The organism is Amycolatopsis thermoflava N1165, assembly GCF_000473265.1.
Taxonomy (GTDB): Bacteria; Actinomycetota; Actinomycetes; order Mycobacteriales; family Pseudonocardiaceae; genus Amycolatopsis_E; species Amycolatopsis_E thermoflava.
Genome location: NZ_KI421511.1, coordinates 860,457 through 878,877, shown reverse-complemented (window position 1 = coordinate 878,877; position 18,421 = coordinate 860,457). Strand labels below are relative to the sequence as shown.

The following is an 18,421-nucleotide window of genomic DNA, read 5'->3' as shown; positions in this document are numbered from 1 at the left end:
CATGCCGGGCGTTCTGTCCCGGGCGCTGCGCCGCGCCGGTCAGGCGGTGCTCGTCGTGTGGGCGGCGTTCACCGGCGCGTTCGTCGCGCTGTACCTGCTGCCCAGCGACCCGGTCACGCTGATGCTCGCGCAGAAGGCCGGTGGTGACACGGCCGTGATCGACCCGGCGCAGGCCGCGCAGCTGCGCAGCGCCTACGGCTTCGACCGGCCGCTGTGGGAGCAGTACCTGACGCTGCTGGGCCGGGCGGTCACCGGTGACTTCGGTGCCTCGGTGCAGACCGGGGAACCGGTGCGGGGCCTGGTCCTGGGCGCCCTGCCGCAGACCGCGGGCCTGGCCGCGTTCGCGTTGCTGCTGGCGCTGGGCGCCGGTGTCGCGCTCGCCCTGCTCGCCGGACTGACCCGCAACGGGTTCCTCCGCCAGGTCCTGGAGTCCGTGCCGGCGGCGGGTGTGTCGATCCCGTCGTTCTGGCTCGGCCTGCTGTTGCTGCAGCTGCTGGCGTTCCACTGGTCGCTGTTCCCGGCGACCGGCGGGGACGGGTTCGCGAGCCTGGTGCTGCCCGCGATCACGCTCGCGGTGCCGACCGCGGCGATCATCGCGCAGGTGCTGGGCCGGAGCCTGCGGGAGACGCTGGCGCAGCCCTACGTCCAGCTGGCGCAGGCCAAGGGCGCGAGCCGGGTGTGGATCCTGTTCCGCCACGCGCTGCGCAACGCGAGCCTGCCCGCGGTGACGATCACCGGGATCCTGGTCGGCAACCTCCTCGGCGGGGCCGTGGTGGTGGAGACCGTGTTCGGGCGTCACGCGCTCGGCGCGGTCACCGTGGACGCGGTGTCCAACCAGGACCTGCCCGTCGTGCTGGGCCTGGTCGTGCTCGCGGCGGTGGTCTACGTCGTGGTCAGCCTCGTGGTGGAGGCGATCTACCCGCTGCTGGACCCGCGCGTCCGCCCGGTGGTGAGGTCGCGGTGACCGCCCTGGCCGCAACCCGGTCCCGGTCCCGGCTGCGCGCGCTGGCGCGGCAACCCGGTCTGGTCCTGTCGGTGCTCGTGCTGCTGGTCGTGGTCGCATGGGCGCTGGCGCCGCGGCTGTTCACCACGCAGGACCCGATCCAGGGCGTCGCCGCGCAGCGGCTGCGGCCGCCCAGCGCGGAGCACTGGTTCGGCACCGACTACCTCGGCCGCGACCTCTACGCGCGGGTCGTGCACGGCGCGGCGCTCTCACTCAGCGCGACCGTGGTCGCGGTCGGAGTCGCACTGGTCGCGGGCGCGGTGATCGGCGCCCTCGCCGGCTACGCCGGCGGCTGGCTGGACGGCGCGCTGATGCGGTTGATGGACGTGCTGCTCGCGATCCCCGGCCTGCTGCTGGCCCTCGCGCTGGTGACCGCGCTGGGGTTCGGTGTGCTGCAGGTCGCGGTGGCGGTGGGTGTGGTGAGCGTGGCGAACTTCGCGCGGGTGACCCGGGCCGAGGTGCTCACGGTGCGCCACGCCGACTTCGTCACCGCGGCCCGTGGCGGCGGGGTGCGCGGCCCCGGTGTGCTGGTGACGCACGTGCTGCCGAACTCGGCCGGTCCGGTGCTGTCGCTGGCCGCACTGGACATCGGTTCGATCCTGCTGACCGTGTCGGCGCTGAGCTTCCTCGGCTTCGGCGCCGCGCCGCCGACCCCGGAGTGGGGCGCGCTGGTGGCCGGCGGCCGCGACTACCTGCGCGCGGCGTGGTGGCTCACGACCTTCCCCGGGCTGGTGATCGCTGTGGTGGTGCTGTCCACCAACCGCGTCGCCCGGGCACTGGAACGACGGCGACGGGAGTCCTGGTGACGCTGTTGCGTGTGGACGGTCTGCGCGTCGCCTACGGCGGCGCCGAGGCGGTGCGGGGCGTGGACTTCACCGTCGCCCGCGGCGAGACCGTCGCGCTGGTGGGCGAATCGGGCTCCGGCAAGAGCACCGTCGCGCACGCCGTGCTGCGGTTGCTGCCCCCGGGTGGCCGGATCACCGGCGGGACCATCTCACTCGGGGACGAGGAGCTGACCCGGGCGGCGGAGTCGCGCATGCGGCAGCTGCGCGGCTCCCGGGTGGCCCTCGTCCCACAGGACCCGCTGGCCTATCTCAACCCGGTCAAGCGGATCGGTGAACAGGTCGCCGAGGTGCGCCGGATCCACCGCCTCGCGGCGGGGGAACGGGCCGCGGCGGATGCGGTGAAGCTGCTGACCACCGCCGGCCTGCCGGACGCGGCGAAACTGGCCCGGCGCTACCCGCACGAGCTCTCCGGCGGAATGCGGCAGCGCGTGCTGATCGCGATCGCCCTGGCCGCCGAGCCCGCACTGATCGTGGCCGACGAGCCGACGAGCGCGCTGGACGTGACGGTGCAGCGGGTGATCCTCGACCACCTGGGCGGCCTGAGCCGGGAGCTGGGCATCGCGGTGCTGCTCATCACCCACGACCTCGCCGTAGCCGCGGAGCGGGCGGACCGGGTGCTCGTGATGCGCGCGGGCGAGATCGTGGAGCACGGCCCGGCGGGACTGATCCTCAGTCGTCCCGCGCACGACTACACGCGGGCGCTGGTCGCGAGCGTCCCCGGTGGGCGGGCGCCCGAACCGCCCGCCACGGATCGCTCGCACCCGCTCGTCGAGGTGGAGCAGCTGCGCCGCAGCTTCCCCGGCCAGGAGACCCCCGCGGTGGACGGGGTGACCCTGGCGGTCGCTCCGGGCCAGGCGCTCGGTCTGGTCGGCGAGTCCGGGTCCGGAAAGTCCACGGTGGCGCGCCTGATCGCGTGCCTGGACCGCCCGTCGGCGGGCCGGGTGGTGCTCGACGGGACGGACACGGCGACGGCGAGCGGGGGCCGTCTGCGGGCGCTGCGCCGGACGGTGCAGCTGATCCAGCAAAGCCCCTACACGGCGCTGGATCCACGGTTCAGCGCCGGGCGCAGCGTCGCGGAACCGTTGCGAGCCTTCGGGATCGGCGACCGCCGGTCCCAGCGAGCCCGGGTGGCCGAGCTGTTCGACCTGGTCCGGTTGCCGCGCGACCTGCTCACCCGCAGACCCGGCGAATTGTCCGGTGGGCAGCGGCAGCGGGTGGCGATCGCCAGGGCGCTCGCGCTCGAGCCGCGGCTGCTGGTGTGCGACGAACCGGTGTCCGCGCTGGACGTCACCGTGCAGAGCGCGATCCTCGACCTGCTGGCCGAGCTGCGCGCCGAGTTCGGCCTGGCGTACTTGTTCATCTCCCACGACCTCGCCGTGGTGCGCCAGCTGTGCGACCGGGTCGCCGTGATGCGCCGGGGCCGGATCGTCGAGGCCGGCGCCACCGAAGCCCTGTTCACGAACCCGGGCCACGACTACACGCGCGAGTTGCTGGATGCGATCCCGAAGGCGGCGACTGCTTCGAGAGCGACTCCAGACAGCCTGTACCCGGCGGGCACACGCTGAGGGCGAAACCGTCGTCTCACCGAAGGAGCTGGACCACAGTGAGCTATTCCCCGAATGTGGCGTTCGTGACCGGCGCGACCAGCGGCATCGGCCTCGCCGTCACCCGGACGCTGGCGGAGCGGGGCGTCTCCGTCTTCGGAGTCGCCCGCGACGCGGGCAACGTCGCGACGGTGGTGGAGAAGTTGCGCGGCGAGGGGCTGGAGGTCTCCGGCACCACCGCGGACGTGACCTCGGCCGAGGACATCCACCGCGCGGTCACCGCCGCCACGGAGCAGTACGGCCGGATCGACGTGCTGGTCAACAACGCCGGGCGCAACGGCGGCGGCGAGACCGCAACGATCGCCGACGAGCTGTGGCTCGACGTGATCGACACCAACCTCACCAGCGTGTTCCGCGTGACGAAGGAGGTCCTGACCACCGGGCGGCTGCTGGAGGGGCCGGCCGGCCGCATCGTCAACATCGCCTCGACCGGCGGCAAACAGGGCGTGGTGCTCGGCGCGCCGTACTCCGCGTCCAAGCACGGCGTCGTGGGGTTCACCAAAGCGGTCGGGCTGGAGCTGGCCAAGACCGGCATCACGGTCAACGCGGTGTGCCCCGGTTACGTGGAAACCCCGCTGGCGCAACGGGTCCGGCAGGGTTACGCCGCGCACTGGGAGGTGTCCGAAGACGACGTTCTCGAGAAGTTCCAGGCCAAGATCCCGCTCGGCCGCTACGCCACGGCCGACGAGGTCGCCGGCCTGGTCGGCTACCTCGTCTCCGACGTGGCCGCCTCCATCACCGCGCAGGCGCTCAACGTGTGCGGCGGGCTGGGCAACTACTGAACCACGACACCAAGGGAGCAACGATGCCGACACCAGCACTCCATCACACCCACCACACGGTGGCGATCGCGGCGCCACCACGGGTGGTTTACGACCTGGTCGCGGACACCTCCGGCTGGCCGCACACCTTCTCCCCCACCGTGCACGTCGAGAAACTCGGCGGCGACGACCGCACCGAGCTGCTGCGGATCTGGGCCTTCGCCAACGGCGAGGTGCGTGACTGGACCTCGCGGCGGGAGCTCGACCCGGTCGCGCTGCGCGTCGCCTTCCGCCAGGAGGTCAGCTCACCGCCGGTGCTGGGCATGGGCGGCGAGTGGCTCATCGGCGACGGCGGCGACGGCACGACGCTGGTCGAGTTCCGGCACGACTTCTCCGTCGAGAACGACGACCCCGCCCACGTGGAGTGGGTCACCGCGGCGATCGACCGCAACACCGGGGCCGAGCTGGACGCCCTGCGCGCGGCGGCCGAGCTCGGCGAGCGGCGGGCGGAGCTGGTGTTCTCGTTCGAGGACTCGGTGACCGTGCGCGGATCGCTGGCCGAGGTCTACGACTTCGTGTACCGCGCGGACCTGTGGGAGCAACGCCTGCCCCACGTCGCCCGGCTCGCGTTCACCGAGGACACCGGTGGCGTGCAGACGATCGACATGGACACCCGCTCGGCCGACGGTTCGGTGCACACCACCAAGTCGGTCCGCGTGTGCTTCCCCGGCGAGAGCATCGTCTACAAGCAGACCACGGTCCCGCCGATCATGTCCGCCCACACCGGACGGTGGCGGTTCACCGAGACCGGCGACGGGGTCCAGGCCACCTCGCGGCACACCGTCGTCCTCCGGCCGGAGAAGGTCACCGAGATACTGGGACCGCAGGCCACGCTCGCGTCGGCGCGCCGGAAGGTGCGCGAGGCGCTGGGCACCAACAGCCTGGCCACCCTCAACCTGGCCAAGCAGAACGTGGAGGCGAGCCGTGTCTGATCTGCCCGCGGCCGGGACAGCGCGGTCCGCCGCGCGCCTGCACGCCGAGTGGACCGAGTTCCGCCGCGCCTGGCTGGACTTCCTGAGCGAGCCCTACGGCCTGCTCTCCCCCGTCGGCCTGTACTGGCTCGGCGACCGCCCCGAGAGCTTCGACGACGTGCCCGGCTCATGGTGGGTCGAGGACTCGCGGCGCATCCTGGTACGGGCCGCCGCCGGGGACGGCCTGGTGGTCGACGAGCGGCCGGTCGACGGGGTCGCCGAGGTCTTCGACGTCGCGCGCCCGCGCGACATCCGCGCGGTGCGCCACGGCGACGTGGCGATCAGCCCGGTGCTGTTCCCCGCACAGACGTCCCAGCCCGCGCAGCTGGGAATCCAGCCGCGCGACCCGTACGTGGCGAGCAGGCGGTTCGAGCTGGGGATCCCGACCTACCCGTTCGATCCGAAGTGGATCGTCCCGGCGCGGTACGAGCCCTACGAGGGCCGCCGCCCGGTGGTGCTGCGCTCGGTGGTCGAGAACAAGGTCAAGGACCTGGGCATCTTCGGACGTGTGGTGTTCGAGCTGGCCGACGGGGAACACGCACTGGAGGTCTACGCCGGACCGGAGCACGAGCTGCACATCCCGTTCCGGGACCGCACCAGCGGGGTCACCACGTTCGCCGGGGCACGGCTGGTGTTCGCGCCGCGGCCGGCGAGCGCGAACGGCGGCGCGTTCGAGTTCGAGCTGGACTTCAACCGCACGGTCAACGGGCCGTGCGGGTTCTCGCCGTACACCACGTGCGCGCTTCCCCCGCCGGGCAACACGCTCCCGGTCGCGGTCGAGGCCGGTGAGCAGCTGCCGCTGTGGATGGAGCAGCCGTCGGCCTGGGCTCGCTGAGCCGCTTGCCAAGAAGGGGTGCCTCGTTCGACGAACGAGGCACCCCTTCCTTCTTCGCGGTGCGTGGGGCGCCGGGGCGCCCCACGACCCCCAGCATCACCCGGCCGCGGACCGCGGCTTCCCCGGAGCGGCCGCCGCGGCGGCGAGCGCCACCACCGCGATGATCGCCGCGATGGCCAGTGCCAGCACATACCCCGACTCCGGGCTCCGGGCGCCCGCGGCGACGGCGGCCAGCGCGGCGAGGCCGATCGCGCCACCGAGCTGGCGCGTGGCGTTGATCAGCCCGGACGCGAGACCGGCCTGGTTCATCGGCAGGCCCGCGGTCCCGGCCATCGTCGCCGAGGCCATCACCGCGCCCTGCCCGATGCCGACGACGACCGTCGGTCCGAGCACTCCCCCGGCGAACGTCGACGTGGTGGTCAGCAATGCCAGCCAGCCCAGCCCGATCGCGGTCAGCGCGAGCCCGCCCAGCAGCAGGGTCCGCGGTCCCCATTTCGGCAGCAGTTTCGCCGATCCGCGCGCCGACACCGTGAGAGCCGCGGCGAGCGGCAGGTAGGCCAGTCCGGCCGCGACCGGCCCGTACGCGAGCACCTGCTGAAGGAACAGCGTGAGGAAGTAGAACATCGCGAACAGCGCCGCCCCGCTGGCGAACACGACGAGGTTCGCCGCCACCACGTTGCGGTGCCGGAAGATGCTCAGCGGCAGCAGCGGATCCTTGGCCAGCCGCGCCTGGTCGAGCACGAAGAAGGCGAGGACCACCACACCGCCGCCGAGCGCGACGAGCGTGTGCACCGAGGCCCAGCCGTGGGCCTCGGTGCCGACGATCCCGTAGACCAGTGCCATCACACCGACCGTCGCGGACAGGCCGCCCCACACGTCGAGCGTGCGCCCGCGCCGCCCCGTGTCCACATCGGACACCACGCGGGCGGCGAGCACGAGCAGCACCACGCCGATCGGCACGTTGATGAACAGGATCCACCGCCACGACAGCAGACCCGTCAGCAGACCGCCTGCCAGCGACCCGACCGCGCCACCGGCGCCGACCACACCGCCCCAGATGCCGAAGGCCCGCGCCCGGGTCTCCGGGGTGGTGAACGTCGTGGCCAGCACGGTGAGGGTCGCCGGCGCGACCACGGCCGCGCCGAGGCCCTGGATCGCCCGGGCGACGACGAGCAGGGTCGCGGAGTTCGCGAGCCCGCCCAGGAGGCTGGCCGCGGTGAACACGGCGATGCCGGTGAGGAACGTGCGCCGCCTGCCGAACAGGTCGGCGAGCCTGCCGCCGAGGAGCAGGAACCCGGCGAACGCGATCGTGTAGGCGTTGACCACCCATTGCAGGCCGGGCGCGTCGAAGCCCAGGCTCGTGCGGATGGTGGGCAGCGCGACGTTCACGATCGACACGTCGAGCACGACCATGAACTGCGCCGCGCAGCACACGGCGAGGATCAGGCCGGTCGCCTGGCGGGCCGGTGCGGGCGGGGACGACGTACTGGTCTCCGAGGTCACGGAAGCTCCTTGGATGAGGATTCAACGGAACGGAGCATACCGTTCCGTATGCCTCGCTGTCGATCGAACGGAACGATCCGCTCCTGTAGACTCCGCGGCGTGGCAACCGTGGCTCGCAAACCGTCCGCCGGTGGCCGGCGCGCCGAGGCGGAACGCAACGACGTGACCGTGCTCGCCGCGGCCCGCGACGTGTTCATCGAACACGGCTGGGACGCCCCCGTCTCCGCGGTGGCCGCCCGGGCCGGCGTCGGCATGGGCAGCATCTACCGCCGCTACCCCAGCAAGACCGACCTGCTCCGGGAGATGTGCCTCGGCGCGATGCGGCGCGCCACCGAGGAGGCCCGCGCGGCGCGGGACGAGGAGCCCGACGGCTGGTCGGCGCTGCGCCGGTTCATGCGCTGCATGGTCGAGGCGCGTTCGTGCTCGTTGTTCGTGCTGATCGGCAATTCCGTTGACGGCGGCGAGATCGCCGAGGCGGTGGCGGGTCTGCGCGCCGAGATGGACGCGCTGGTCGACGCCGCGCACCGGCAGGGCGCGCTGCGCGACGGCGTCACCTCCGCCGACATCTACCTGCTGCTGACGCAGCTGCGCTCGGCGCCGAGCATCGACGCGGCCCGGGCCGGCGAGCTGCAGCTGCGGTTCCTCGACGTGATCCTGGACGGGCTCGCCGCCCCCGGCGCCACCACGCTGACCGGCGGCGCGGCGACCTGGCCGGAGCTCGTCTTCCGGGACGCCCCCGAGCTGAGTTGACTCAGAGCTGAGTTGACTCAGAGCTGAGCTGACTCAGAGCTGAGCTGACTCAGAGCTGGGCTGACCCCGAGCGCGATCGCCGCTCGACCCGATCTCCAGCCACCACCGCCACCCTGGGCGTGCCCGGTTCCGCCGTCGCGGAACCCCCGATCACACCAGGGAGACGCGGATGGCAGCCGACCCCCACGTCCTCGACGCCGGCCACGCCCGCGCCGTCGCCGAGCGGCATGCCGGCCACGCCGACGAGCACCGCGCCGTCGGCCCGGAGACGGTGGAAGCCGTGGTGGCGGCCGGGTTCGCCCGCCACCTCGTGCCCGCCCGCTGGGGCGGTGGGGAAGGCGGCTTCGCCGAACTGACCCGCGCCGTCGCCGAAGTGGGCCGGGGCGACACCTCCGCGGCGTGGCTCGCCTCGTTGTTCGCCTACTCGGCGAGGCTCGGCGCGTACCTGCCCGAGGACGGGCAGGCCGAACTGTGGGACAAGGGGCCGGACGTCCTCGTCGCCGCGGCGCTCGTGCCGGGTGGCCGGGCCAGGTCGACGCCGGAGGGCTGGCGCGTCAGCGGGCGCTGGCCCTACACCAGCGGGATCGACACGGCGGACTGGACGCTGGCCTGCACCCGCCCCGAAGACGGGGGCCCGGTGTTCGTCGCGGTGCCGCGCGCGGACTTCACGACCGCGGACAGCTGGCACACCGTCGGCATGCGCGGCACCGCGAGCCACACACTGATCCTCGACGACGTGCTCGTGCCGCCGCAGCGGGTGTTCCGCAGCGCCGACGCCGCCGCGGGCCACAGCGCAGGCAACCCGGGCCCGGTTTTCGAGGTCCCGCTGCGGGCGATCAGCGGGCTCACGTTCACCGCTCCCCTGCTGGGCGCCGCGCGCGGCGCCTTCGACGACTTCCGCCGCACCCTGCGACCCGGTTCCCCAGCCCCGGCGGGCGTGGCCCGCGCCGACGGCGAGACCGACGCCGCGGACCTGCTGCTGCACCGCGTGGCGGTCACCGCCGACCGGGGCGGCGCCGGCCCGGCGGAGGTGGCACGCGGCCTGCGCGACAGCGCGCTCGCCGCGTCCTTGCTCGTGAGTGCCGTGGACCGGCTGGTCACCGCCGCCGGTACCGCGGGGCAGTCCCGGGACCGTCCACTGCAACGGTTCTGGCGGGACGTGCACACCGCCTCCAGCCACGTCGCGCTGCGGTTCGACAAGGCGTCAGCGGCGTGGCTCCAGCTTCTCGAAGAGTCCACCGACAGAAGGAGTGTTGATGAGCACGACTGACTCCCCGGCCGTCGCCGTTCTCGGCGGCGGGACCATCGGCGCGGGCTGGGCCGCCCTGCTGGCCGACGCCGGCTACCGGGTCCGGGTCGCGGTGCGCCGGGCGGAGACCGCGCAGTCGGTCACCGCGGCGATCCGCCTGCACGCGCCCGCGCTGGCCGCCGACGCCGACGCGCTGCTCGCCCGGCTCACCGTGACGACGGACGTCGCCGAGGCGGTCACCAGGGCGGAGGTGGTGCTGGAGAGCATCAGCGAACGGCTCGCGGACAAGCAGGAGCTGTTCGCGGCGGTGGAACAGGCCGCGCCTGCCGAGGCGCTCCTGCTGTCGTCCACCTCGACGCTGCTGCCGGACGCGATCGGCGCGCGGCTCGCGCAGCCCGGCCGGGTCCTCGTCGCGCACCCGTTCAACCCACCGCACGTCATCCCGCTGGTCGAGGTGCTGGGCGGCCCGGACACCGAGCCGAAACTCGTCGAGCGCACCACCGAGTTCCTCACCGCGCTCGGCCGCACGCCGGTGGTGCTGCGGCGGCCGATCGCCGGGTTCATCGCGAACCGGCTGCAGACCGCCCTGCTGCGGGAGGCCATCCACCTGGTCCAGCAGGGCGTGGCCACCGCGGCCGACATCGACGACGCGATCACCGGTTCGCTCGGGCCGCGCTGGGCCGTGGTCGGCCCGTTCCAGGCGCTGCACCTCGGCGGCGGGCCGGGCGGCATCCGGCAGTGGTTCGGCCACATCGGCGCCGGGCTCGCCGCGGGCTGGTCGCAGCTGGGCACGCCGGATCTGGACGACGAGGGCATCGCCGAGCTGATCGCCCAGACCGAGACCGCCTACGGCACGGACGGCTACGAGCAGCGGGTCGCCGCACGGGACCGCCGCCAGCTGGCGGTCCTGGCCGCGCTGCGCGACGAGGAGGAGGAAGCCCGATGAGTGAGTTCACGACCACCACGATGATCAACCCGATCACGGTCACCGGGGACCCGGTGCGGTTCCGGGAGATCATCGACCTGATCGCGGCCTACATGAGCGAGCAGGACGGGTTCGTGCGGCTGCGGTTCTTCCAGTCGCACCGGCACCCCGAGAAGTACTGCATGCTCGCCGAGTGGCGGGACCTGGACGCGCACCAGGCCGCCGCCGACCGGCGCTCCCCCGAGGTGCTCGGCTGGTTCGCCGAGCTGAAGGAGCTGACCGAGGTGGCGCCGGACTTCTTCGCCACCCTGGCCGCCCGTGAGTCGGTGCCGCTCACGCATGGCACGCAGGCGCCGCCCCGTTGAAGGTGACCATCTCACCGAAGGCTTCGAGGATGTCCAGGGGCGCCCCTTGCGGGAGCCCCTGGGCCTCGGCCAGGCCGCGGCGGATGTTGGGCACCAGGCGCTCGCTGTCCAGCCACCCGGCGAACGGGCCCGCCCCGGCGGCGGCCGCGATCTCCAGGGGCGTGCGCCCGGCGGCGCCGGCGACCAGGTCACGGATCCGGTGGAAGTAGGCCAGGTTCGCGTCGATGACCTCCGGTCCGGCGACCGGGCCGTGCCCCGGCACGACGACCGCGGGATCCAGGCGCCGCAACGCCTCCAGTGCCTCGACCGACCCGCTGATCGAGCCCATCAGCGTGAACGGGGTGACCTCGCTCATCACCACGTCCCCGGTGAACAACACGCGCCGCTGCGGGATCCACACCACGGTGTCGGCGACCGTGTGCGCCGGGCCGACGGTGATCAGCTCCAGCCGCAGATCGCCGATCCGCACGGTCAGCGACTCCTCGAAGGTGACGACCGGGGGCCGCACGCCGACCGCGCCCCACTCCACGTCACGCCACAGTTGTTGCAGGTTCAGGCCGTTCTCGATGATCCCGGCGCGGGTCGGCTCGTTCGCCACGATCAACGTCTCCGGCGCGAAGAACACGTTGCCGAAGGTGTGGTCGCTGTGGTGGTGGGTGTTGACGAGCACCGACGGCCTGCCTGCGCCCACGCCCGAAGCCGCGGCCCTGAGTCCCAGCGCGCGCCGTTCGGTCGCCGCGGTGTCGATGACCGCGGACTCCCCGCCGGAGACGACGACCCCGGCGTTGTTGACGCACCAGCCGCCGTCGGGCTGGACGTAGGCGTACACGCCCTCGGCGACCTGTTCGATCTGCCCGAGACGTTCCGAAGTGGCGGTCACGGCACTCTCCGATCCGGTGGATCCCTTCCACACCAGGGCAGGTTCGCAGCGGGTGGTCGAATCGCGGTCGAAGGAAGCTGCAGTCGCCGGATGGTCTCATCGACCACGCCTCCAGCGAGCCTCCAGGCGGCGCGGCCAGGCTCGGCCGGAGATTCACCGAGCCAGGAGGGCCCATGCCGCACATCGATGTCACCGACCGCGCCCGCGTTTACGCCGAGGTGCAGCATTTCTTCGCCCGGCAGATCCGCTTGCTCGACGCCGCCGACGTCGAAGGGTTCGCGGCGACGTTCACCGAGGACGGCCGGATGCACCACGCGTCGCGCGACGACGACGTGCGCGGCCGCGCCGCGATCGTGGAGTCGTTGCGGGCGAACTTCGCCCAGCACCAGGGTGTCGTGCCCCGGCACTGGTTCGACAAGCTGCTCATCGAGCCCTCGGGCGAGGACACCGTGACGGTGTCCTACTACGCGCTGGTGACCCTCACGCACGCGGACGGTTCGGTGACGTTGCTGCCCACGTGCCTGGTCGACGACGTCCTGGTGGTGCGCGACGGGCAGCTGCTCACGCAGTCGCGCTCGATCACGCGGGACGACTTGCTGCTGGTGCCCTCGGCCCGGCGCGCGTCCTGACACCGCCATGACGGGCAAGGCTTCCGGGCCGGTGGACGTCTTCTGCGCCGGCACGGTGTTCTTCGACGTCATCCTGACCGGGCTGCGCGGGTTTCCCGCACTGGGCACGGAGGTGCGCGCGCCGGGGATGGGGTCGAGCCCGGGCGGGATCGCGAACCTCGCGGTGGCCCTGTCCCGGCTCGGCCTGTCGACCTCACTCGCCGCGATGTTCGGCACCGACGCCTACGGCGACTACTGCTGGGACGTGCTGTCCGCGCATGAGGGGGTGGACCTGGAACGGTCCCTGCGGTTCCCCGGCTGGCACTCCCCGGTGACGGTGTCGCTGGTGGTGGACGGGGAACGGACGATGGTGACCCACGCCCACGACGGGCCGGTGCCGCTGGACACCGCGATCGGGCGGCCGCCGCGGGCGCGGGCCTACTTCGTCCACCTGGGCACCGAAGAGCAGAACTGGCTGCGGTTCGCGCGCGAATCGGGCGGGCTGGTGTTCGCCGACATCGGGTGGGAGCTGTCGGCGGCGTGCCGCGAGCAGGCGCTGGACCAGCTGCGACACTGCGACGTGTTCCTGCCGAACCGGGACGAGGCGCTGGCGCTGACCGGGCAGCGAACGGTCGAGGCGGCGCTGCGCGAGCTGCTCCGGCACGTGCCGCTGGTGGCGATCACGTGCGGCGCGGACGGTGTGGTGGCCGCGGACCGGGCGAGCGGCGAGGTGGTGTCGGTCCCGGCGCTACCGGTGGAGGCGATCGACACGACGGGCGCGGGCGACGTGTTCGCGGCGGCGTTCGTGCTGGGCACGTTGTCCGGATGGACACCGGCCGAACGGGTCCGGTTCGCGACGCTGTGCGCTTCGCTGTCGGTGCGCCAGTTCGGGGGCTCGCTGGCGGCGCCGGGCTGGCACGACATCGCCACCTGGTGGCGGGAGGCGGACGAGGAGCTGCGGCAGGATTACGCGTTCGTCGCGGGGCTGCTGCCGAGCCACCGCCTGGTCCCGGTCCGCCGGGCGAGCGCGACGCTGGCGGCGGTCAGCGAGCGGGGGTGACGAGCGCCCTCACTGCAGCGCCGGCAACTCCGGGTGCACCGCCTGGTACCCGGCCACCAGACGCCGCGCCACCGACCGGTCACCCACCAGCGGGTGCGCCGCGAAGGCGTCCTCGGCCAGCGCCCGCGAACCGATCACGCGCACGCCGCGGGCGGGCCGAACGGTTCCGACGACAGCCCCAACCCCCGCTCAGCGCAGCGCCCGCAACTCCACATGCGCCGCCCGGTACCCGGCCACCAGCCGCCGCGCCACCGACCGGTCGCCCACCAGCGGGTGCGCCGCGAAGGCGTCCTCGGCCAGCGCCCGCGAACCGGTCAGTGCCGCGGTGATCGTCGTCCGCTCGGCGGTCTTCACGGCGCGGGCCAGGGCGAGCTGCGCCTCCGGCAGCGGGTCCCCGGCGATCGGGTGCGCGCCGTTGGTGTCCACCAGGCACGGGACCTCGACGATCGCGTCCGCGGGCAGACCGGGCAGGGCGCCGCGGTTGCGCACGTTCAGCACCGGGGTCGCCGCGCCGTCGCCGGCCAGGGACCGCATCACCGCGACGGCCATCGCCTCGTAGCCGCCGCCCGCGGGTTCCCCGCTCGCCGGCGCGGGCGCGGACGAATAGGTCGCTTCCCGTTCGGCCAGCGTGTCGGCCCAGAGCCGTGCCGCCGCGGACGGCTCCGCCCGGGCGGCATGGTAGAACGCTTCCTGGCGTTCGTGGAGGAACGCGCCCCGCGTGGGACCTCTCCGCGCCTTCTCGATCGCCCCGGCGGTGGCGTAGTAGTACTGCAGGTACTCGTTCGGGATCATGCCCAGCTCACGCAGCAGCGGCACGCCGAAGAGCCTGCCCTCCTCGATCCCGCCGAGCCGGTCCCCGGCAAGCAGCCCGGGCAGCCGGTTAGCGCCGGCGACGCGGACCGCGCGCAGCCAGCCCAGGTGGTTCAGTCCGGCGTAGTCGAACCACGCCAGCTCCTCCGGGACGCCGAGCAGCCACGCGACACGCCGGAACAGGCCGGCCGGGGAATCGCAGATCCCGATCACCCGGTCCCCCAGCACCGCCGCCATCGCCTCCGTGATCAGGCCCACCGGATTGGTGAAGTTGACGACCCACGCCGCGGGCGCCAGCTCCGCGATGCGGCGGGCCAGCGCCGTCAGCACCGGAACGCCGCGCAGCCCGTAGGCGAGCCCGCCCGCGCCCGTGGTCTCCTGCCCCAGCACGCCGCAGTCGAGGGCGATGCGTTCGTCGAGCACACGCCCCCGCGTGCCGCCCACGCGCACCGCGCAGAACACGAAGTCGGCACCCGCCAGCGCCGCGTCGAGATCGGTGTGTGGCACGACGTTCTGGTCTCCGAGGACCGCGCCGATGGCCGCGAGCCGCCGGGGATCGCTGTCGTAGAGGGCGATTTCCCGGACCGCGCCCCACCCCGCGACGGCACGGTGGATGAGCGGTGTGCGGAACCCGCCACCACCGATGATCGTCAGCCTCACGGCACCTCGATGACGGCCAGGAGATCGCCCTCCTGGACGACGTCACCGACGCCCACCGCCAGGTGGCTCAGCCGGCCGGCGGTCCCGGTCAGCACCGGGATCTCCATCTTCATCGACTCCAGCAGCAGGACCGCATCACCCGCCGCGAGGTCGGCCCCTTCGCCCCGGGCAACCTCGATCACCTTGGCGACGATCTCCGCGTGAATTCGCTCGGCCACCCCACCAGGGAAGCAGGCAGCGCTGGAATACCGCTGGAGTCCGGTCTCAGCGCTCGCGATCGTGTTGAGCATCCGCGCCGGGCGCCCGGCTCAGTCGAAGCGCGGGGTCGGCGAAGCGGCCCGGAAGTGGCCGCGCAGCGTGTCGGTTTCGTAGTCGTGCCGGTAGAGCCCCCGCCGGCGCAGGAGGGGCACCAGTTCGTCGGCGATCACCTCCAGCCCGTCGACCAGCACATCGGGCTGGAGGTTGAACCCGTCGATCGCTCCGGAGTGGAACCAGTCCTCGATGTGGTCGGCCAGCTGCTCCGGCGTGCCGACGAAACCCGCGTGCCCGGAGCCGGTGTAGCGCGTCTGCCGCAGGTACTCGCGCACCGTCGGGTTGGTGCGGCGGATCTGCGCGACGATCGATTCGCGGAAACCCATGCTGCCCTGGAACGTCTGCGGATCCGCCGGGGCGGCGAGGACCTCTTCGGGGAAGGGCTCGTCGAGTTCGAGCTTCGAGGCGTCGTACCCGATCGACTGCGAGAGCCACTGCACCGAGTACGCCGCGGGCCCGGCGTCGTGGAGTTCGTCGTTGCGCCGGCGGGCCTCCTCCTCGGTGCTGCCCAGTGTCAGGAGCAGACCGGGCAGGATCTTGACGTCGTCAGGCGACCGGCCGTGGGCCCGGGCAAGACGTTTGACCAGGCGGTAGTGCTCGATCGCCTTGTCCTTGGTGAGCTCGGCCGCGAACACCCCCTCGGCGACGCGGCCGGCGAGCTCCCGTCCCTTCGGCGAGCCACCGGCCTGCAGGAGAACCGGGCTGCCCTGCCGGGAGGGGGGTACCCGCAACCGCCCGTCCAGCTGGAACAGTTCGCCGCGGTGGCTGATGTCCTCGCCGGTGACCGCCGAGTCCCACAACGCGCGCACCACGTCGACGAACTCCGCGGCGCGGTCGTAGCGGTCGTCGCGCAGTGGCACGTCGGGCAGGCCGAAGTTCCGCGCCGCGGTCGCCCCCCGCGTGGTCACGATGTTCCACCCCGCGCGACCGCCGGAGAGGTGGTCCCACGACAGCAGCCGCTCGGCGAGCTCGAACGGATCGTTGAAGGTGGTGGACGCGGTCGCCACGAGCCCGACCCGCTCGGTGGCCGCGGCGACGTGACCCCAGTTCACGGTGGGCTCGAGGCGGATCGGGTTCGCGTCGTGGGCCGGATCGCCCAGCAGCGGGCCGTCGGCCAGGAAGATCGCGTCGAGCGTGCCGCGTTCCGCGGTCCGACCGATGGTCTCCCAGTACGCGGGATCGACGAAGGAGTCCTTCTTCAGCAGCGGTGACTGCCAGGCGGCCGGGAGGTAGCCCAGGACGAGCACGTTGATGCCCAGGATCACGTGCCCCGTGCGGCGGTCGGTCATGAACGGCTCCTCGGGGTCGACAGCGACGGATTCGGCTGGGGAACGGGGAACGCGGCACGCCCGGCCGCCCGCCGTGGTGGGGCGGCCAACCCGAGCGCCGCGCGCAACGGGCCGGCACCGACCGGCCGGAACCCCTCGGCCAGCAGCTCTTCCGCGGCCGTCAGCAGCTCGTCGGCCGTCTGCCCGGGCGCAGCGCGCAGGAGCACGCCGGCGGCATCGCGCGGTGGCGTCTCGCCGAGCGGGGTGACGGCGACGGACCCGCCCTCCCCGATGACCAGGTCGACCGGGCCTGGGCTGACCGCTCCGGGTCCGTACCAGGCGATCACCGAGGCACCGGTGGGCGGTTCCGGCGCGTTCAGCGGTCCCGCGATCGGGAACTCGCCACCCAGGTCGACGTGCACGATCTCGTTCGAGCGCACCAGGATCCCGGTTTCCCGGTCCCCGACGATCGAGTCGTAGGGCCAGCTCTGTTCCAGCGCCCGGACCGCGCGAGCCGCGTCGTTGGCCCTGGCCGGGGTGGCCCGCTCGGGAGCCGCGTAGGCGTCCCGCACGCCGACGAGCAGCCCGCTCCGGCCCCGCGACAGGTGCCCGAGGGAGGCGACGCGCCGGGCCAGGTTGTAGGGGTGATCGCGCTGCGGGCTCGCCACGATCAGGAAGCGCCCCCGGGTCGTGCGGCCGGCCAGGGCGGCGCCCACCGCGCTGCTGTCCAGGGTCTGCCCGGCCGGTGCGCTTCCGTCGACCCGGTCGAGCCCGAGAACGGTGAACGCCGCGGGCAGCGCGTCCCACCGGGCGAGCAGGCCCGGACTGCTGGTCAGCTCGACGAGGTGCGGCCCGGCGAGTCCGAGTGCGAGGTAGGGAGCAGGCATCGGGGTCCTTTCGTCAGGCACGCTCATCGGAGGGCGACCGCGGGCCGCCACCCGATCGCCGGCCCGATCTCGGTCGCCAGCGTGTGCACGCGGGCTTGTGCGTTCGCGACGTCGAACTCGTCGCGGTAGGAGAAGTTGGCGACGAAGTCCGTCGCACCCGCGGCGATCGCCGGGTCGGTGGCGACGCGCTCGGCGATGTCGTCGGGCGAGCCGTGGAACGGGACCAGGTCGAGGTACTCCCGCACGCTCAACCCGCGCAGCGCCGGGTTTCCGCTGAGCGCCGCCCGTTCGGCCAGCGCAGCCAGACGCGGCCCGAGCACCGGCTCGACCTCGCGGAGCACGGTCTCCTTGTCCCGTCCGGGGTAGACGAACCGGAACACGGCCACGCGCGGCGCCTCGTCCGGCCGGGCGCCTTGCCACGCCTCGAGGTAGGCGCGCACCTTGGGCGCCTGACCGGTGTCCGCGGGATCGAAGAAGGCGCCCTGCTGCAGCCCGTCGCCGGCCGCTCCCGCCGCCGTTGCGCCGGCCAGGCTCGTGGCCGCCTGCCACAGCTGCCCGCGCACCCGGGTTCCCGGCGGGTACAGGCGAGGCCCGTCCGCGCCACCGGACAACGGACGCCCCTCGAGGGCGGCGTGCAGCTTGGCCACCTTGTCGCCGAACAGCGCGTGCCGCTGTTCCGGCCGCAACCCGAACGCGGCGAAGCCGTCGAGGTTCGCGCCGCCGGTGCCGAGTCCGAGGTGGACCCGCCCGTGCGTCAGGGCGTCGACGACCGCGGCGTCCTCGGCCAGGCGGACGGGATCCTCGAACGGCACGGTGGTGATACCGGTGCCGAGCGTGATGTGCGACGTCCTGGCGGCCGCCGCGACCAGGAACGGCAGCGGCGAGGCGAACGGGCCGTCGGTGTTGTCGAAGTGGTGCTGGCCCACCCACACGCTGTCGATCCCGAGCCGGTCGGCGTAGGCGATCGTGTCGAGCACTTCCTCGTAGACGCGAGCCACGGCATCGATGTCCCGCGAGGAGGTCCGGAAGTTCAGCGCGAAGCCGATTCTCAGCGGTGCAGGCATG

20 protein-coding genes are annotated in these 18,421 nt (G+C 73.2%); 12 read left to right on the top strand and 8 right to left on the bottom strand.

All coding sequences use genetic code 11. The features are described from left to right. The first annotated feature begins 1 nt into the window (after position 1). From AMYTH_RS0104445 to AMYTH_RS43895, 6 genes are read left to right on the top strand one after another with little or no spacing between them, the layout of a single operon-like run. Positions 2–964, top strand: a complete 963-nt coding sequence (locus AMYTH_RS0104445; protein ID WP_037322258.1) for an ABC transporter permease — start codon at positions 2–4, stop codon at positions 962–964. 5 nt (positions 965–969) lie between these two features. Beyond that, on the top strand, positions 970–1,809 hold the full coding sequence (locus tag AMYTH_RS50145) for an ABC transporter permease (protein WP_037323351.1): 840 nt from the start codon (positions 970–972) through the stop codon (positions 1,807–1,809). Further along, positions 1,803–3,413, top strand: a complete 1,611-nt coding sequence (locus tag AMYTH_RS43900; protein ID WP_051363015.1) for an ABC transporter ATP-binding protein — start codon at positions 1,803–1,805, stop codon at positions 3,411–3,413. Before AMYTH_RS50145 ends, AMYTH_RS43900 begins: the two co-directional genes overlap by 7 nt. Positions 3,414–3,451: 38 nt before the next feature. Beyond that, complete coding sequence (locus AMYTH_RS0104430; RefSeq protein WP_027929270.1) at positions 3,452–4,234, top strand: SDR family NAD(P)-dependent oxidoreductase; 783 nt, start codon at positions 3,452–3,454, stop codon at positions 4,232–4,234. A gap of 23 nt (positions 4,235–4,257) precedes the next feature. Beyond that, positions 4,258–5,205, top strand: coding sequence for an aromatase/cyclase (locus tag AMYTH_RS0104425; protein ID WP_027929269.1), 948 nt, complete (start codon positions 4,258–4,260; stop codon positions 5,203–5,205). Next, entirely contained in the window at positions 5,198–6,079 is an 882-nt protein-coding gene (locus AMYTH_RS43895; RefSeq protein ID WP_051362529.1) for a DUF1684 domain-containing protein, read from the top strand. Before AMYTH_RS0104425 ends, AMYTH_RS43895 begins: the two co-directional genes overlap by 8 nt. A 96-nt stretch (positions 6,080–6,175) precedes the next feature. On the opposite strand, the gene AMYTH_RS43890 is transcribed toward AMYTH_RS43895, so the two are convergent. Then, positions 6,176–7,582 (bottom strand): MFS transporter, encoded by a 1,407-nt coding sequence (locus tag AMYTH_RS43890; protein ID WP_051362528.1) that lies wholly within the window; start codon positions 7,580–7,582, stop codon positions 6,176–6,178. Between the two features lie 99 nt (positions 7,583–7,681). Between AMYTH_RS43890 and AMYTH_RS0104410 the strand changes: the two genes are divergently transcribed. From AMYTH_RS0104410 to AMYTH_RS46905, 4 genes are all read left to right on the top strand, one after another. After that, positions 7,682–8,332 carry a TetR/AcrR family transcriptional regulator gene (locus AMYTH_RS0104410; RefSeq protein ID WP_027929268.1) on the top strand — a complete coding sequence of 217 codons (651 nt, stop codon included), beginning with the start codon at positions 7,682–7,684 and terminating at the stop codon, positions 8,330–8,332. 169 nt (positions 8,333–8,501) lie between these two features. Next, positions 8,502–9,602, top strand: a complete 1,101-nt coding sequence (locus AMYTH_RS0104405) for an acyl-CoA dehydrogenase family protein (RefSeq protein ID WP_027929267.1) — start codon at positions 8,502–8,504, stop codon at positions 9,600–9,602. Further along, complete coding sequence (locus tag AMYTH_RS0104400; RefSeq protein WP_027929266.1) at positions 9,589–10,527, top strand: 3-hydroxyacyl-CoA dehydrogenase NAD-binding domain-containing protein; 939 nt, start codon at positions 9,589–9,591, stop codon at positions 10,525–10,527. Before AMYTH_RS0104405 ends, AMYTH_RS0104400 begins: the two co-directional genes overlap by 14 nt. Then, the gene (locus AMYTH_RS46905) at positions 10,524–10,871 is read left to right on the top strand and encodes an antibiotic biosynthesis monooxygenase family protein (protein ID WP_051362526.1); all 348 of its coding nucleotides are present in this window, start codon (positions 10,524–10,526) and stop codon (positions 10,869–10,871) included. Before AMYTH_RS0104400 ends, AMYTH_RS46905 begins: the two co-directional genes overlap by 4 nt. On the opposite strand, the gene AMYTH_RS0104390 is transcribed toward AMYTH_RS46905, so the two are convergent. Continuing rightward, complete coding sequence (locus AMYTH_RS0104390; RefSeq protein WP_027929265.1) at positions 10,840–11,751, bottom strand: MBL fold metallo-hydrolase; 912 nt, start codon at positions 11,749–11,751, stop codon at positions 10,840–10,842. The genes AMYTH_RS46905 and AMYTH_RS0104390 overlap by 32 nt on opposite strands. Positions 11,752–11,924: 173 nt before the next feature. Here AMYTH_RS0104390 and AMYTH_RS0104385 point away from each other — a divergent pair, with 173 nt between their 5' ends. Then, on the top strand, positions 11,925–12,380 hold the full coding sequence (locus AMYTH_RS0104385; RefSeq protein WP_027929264.1) for a nuclear transport factor 2 family protein: 456 nt from the start codon (positions 11,925–11,927) through the stop codon (positions 12,378–12,380). A 7-nt stretch (positions 12,381–12,387) separates the two neighbouring features. Continuing rightward, on the top strand, positions 12,388–13,419 hold the full coding sequence (locus AMYTH_RS0104380; protein WP_027929263.1) for a carbohydrate kinase family protein: 1,032 nt from the start codon (positions 12,388–12,390) through the stop codon (positions 13,417–13,419). A 9-nt stretch (positions 13,420–13,428) separates the two neighbouring features. Here AMYTH_RS0104380 and AMYTH_RS50800 read toward each other — a convergent pair whose 3' ends face one another. From AMYTH_RS50800 to AMYTH_RS43880, 6 genes are all read right to left on the bottom strand, one after another. Next, positions 13,429–13,557 carry a hypothetical protein gene (locus tag AMYTH_RS50800; protein WP_267283877.1) on the bottom strand — a complete coding sequence of 43 codons (129 nt, stop codon included), beginning with the start codon at positions 13,555–13,557 and terminating at the stop codon, positions 13,429–13,431. A gap of 51 nt (positions 13,558–13,608) precedes the next feature. Further along, positions 13,609–14,889: a family 4 glycosyl hydrolase gene (locus AMYTH_RS0104370; RefSeq protein WP_027929262.1), complete on the bottom strand. Its 1,281-nt coding sequence runs from the start codon at positions 14,887–14,889 to the stop codon at positions 13,609–13,611. Then, on the bottom strand, positions 14,886–15,107 hold the full coding sequence (locus tag AMYTH_RS0104365; protein ID WP_027929261.1) for a biotin/lipoyl-binding carrier protein: 222 nt from the start codon (positions 15,105–15,107) through the stop codon (positions 14,886–14,888). Before AMYTH_RS0104365 ends, AMYTH_RS0104370 begins: the two co-directional genes overlap by 4 nt. 90 nt (positions 15,108–15,197) lie before the next feature. Continuing rightward, positions 15,198–16,490, bottom strand: a complete 1,293-nt coding sequence (locus AMYTH_RS0104360; RefSeq protein ID WP_027929260.1) for an NtaA/DmoA family FMN-dependent monooxygenase — start codon at positions 16,488–16,490, stop codon at positions 15,198–15,200. Further along, a complete protein-coding gene (locus tag AMYTH_RS0104355; protein WP_027929259.1) occupies positions 16,487–17,356 on the bottom strand; it encodes an LLM class oxidoreductase in 870 nt (289 codons plus the stop codon). The genes AMYTH_RS0104360 and AMYTH_RS0104355 overlap by 4 nt, the downstream gene beginning before the upstream one ends. Before the next feature lie 23 nt (positions 17,357–17,379). Next, on the bottom strand, positions 17,380–18,420 hold the full coding sequence (locus tag AMYTH_RS43880; RefSeq protein ID WP_051362525.1) for an LLM class flavin-dependent oxidoreductase: 1,041 nt from the start codon (positions 18,418–18,420) through the stop codon (positions 17,380–17,382). Position 18,421 lies beyond the last annotated feature (1 nt).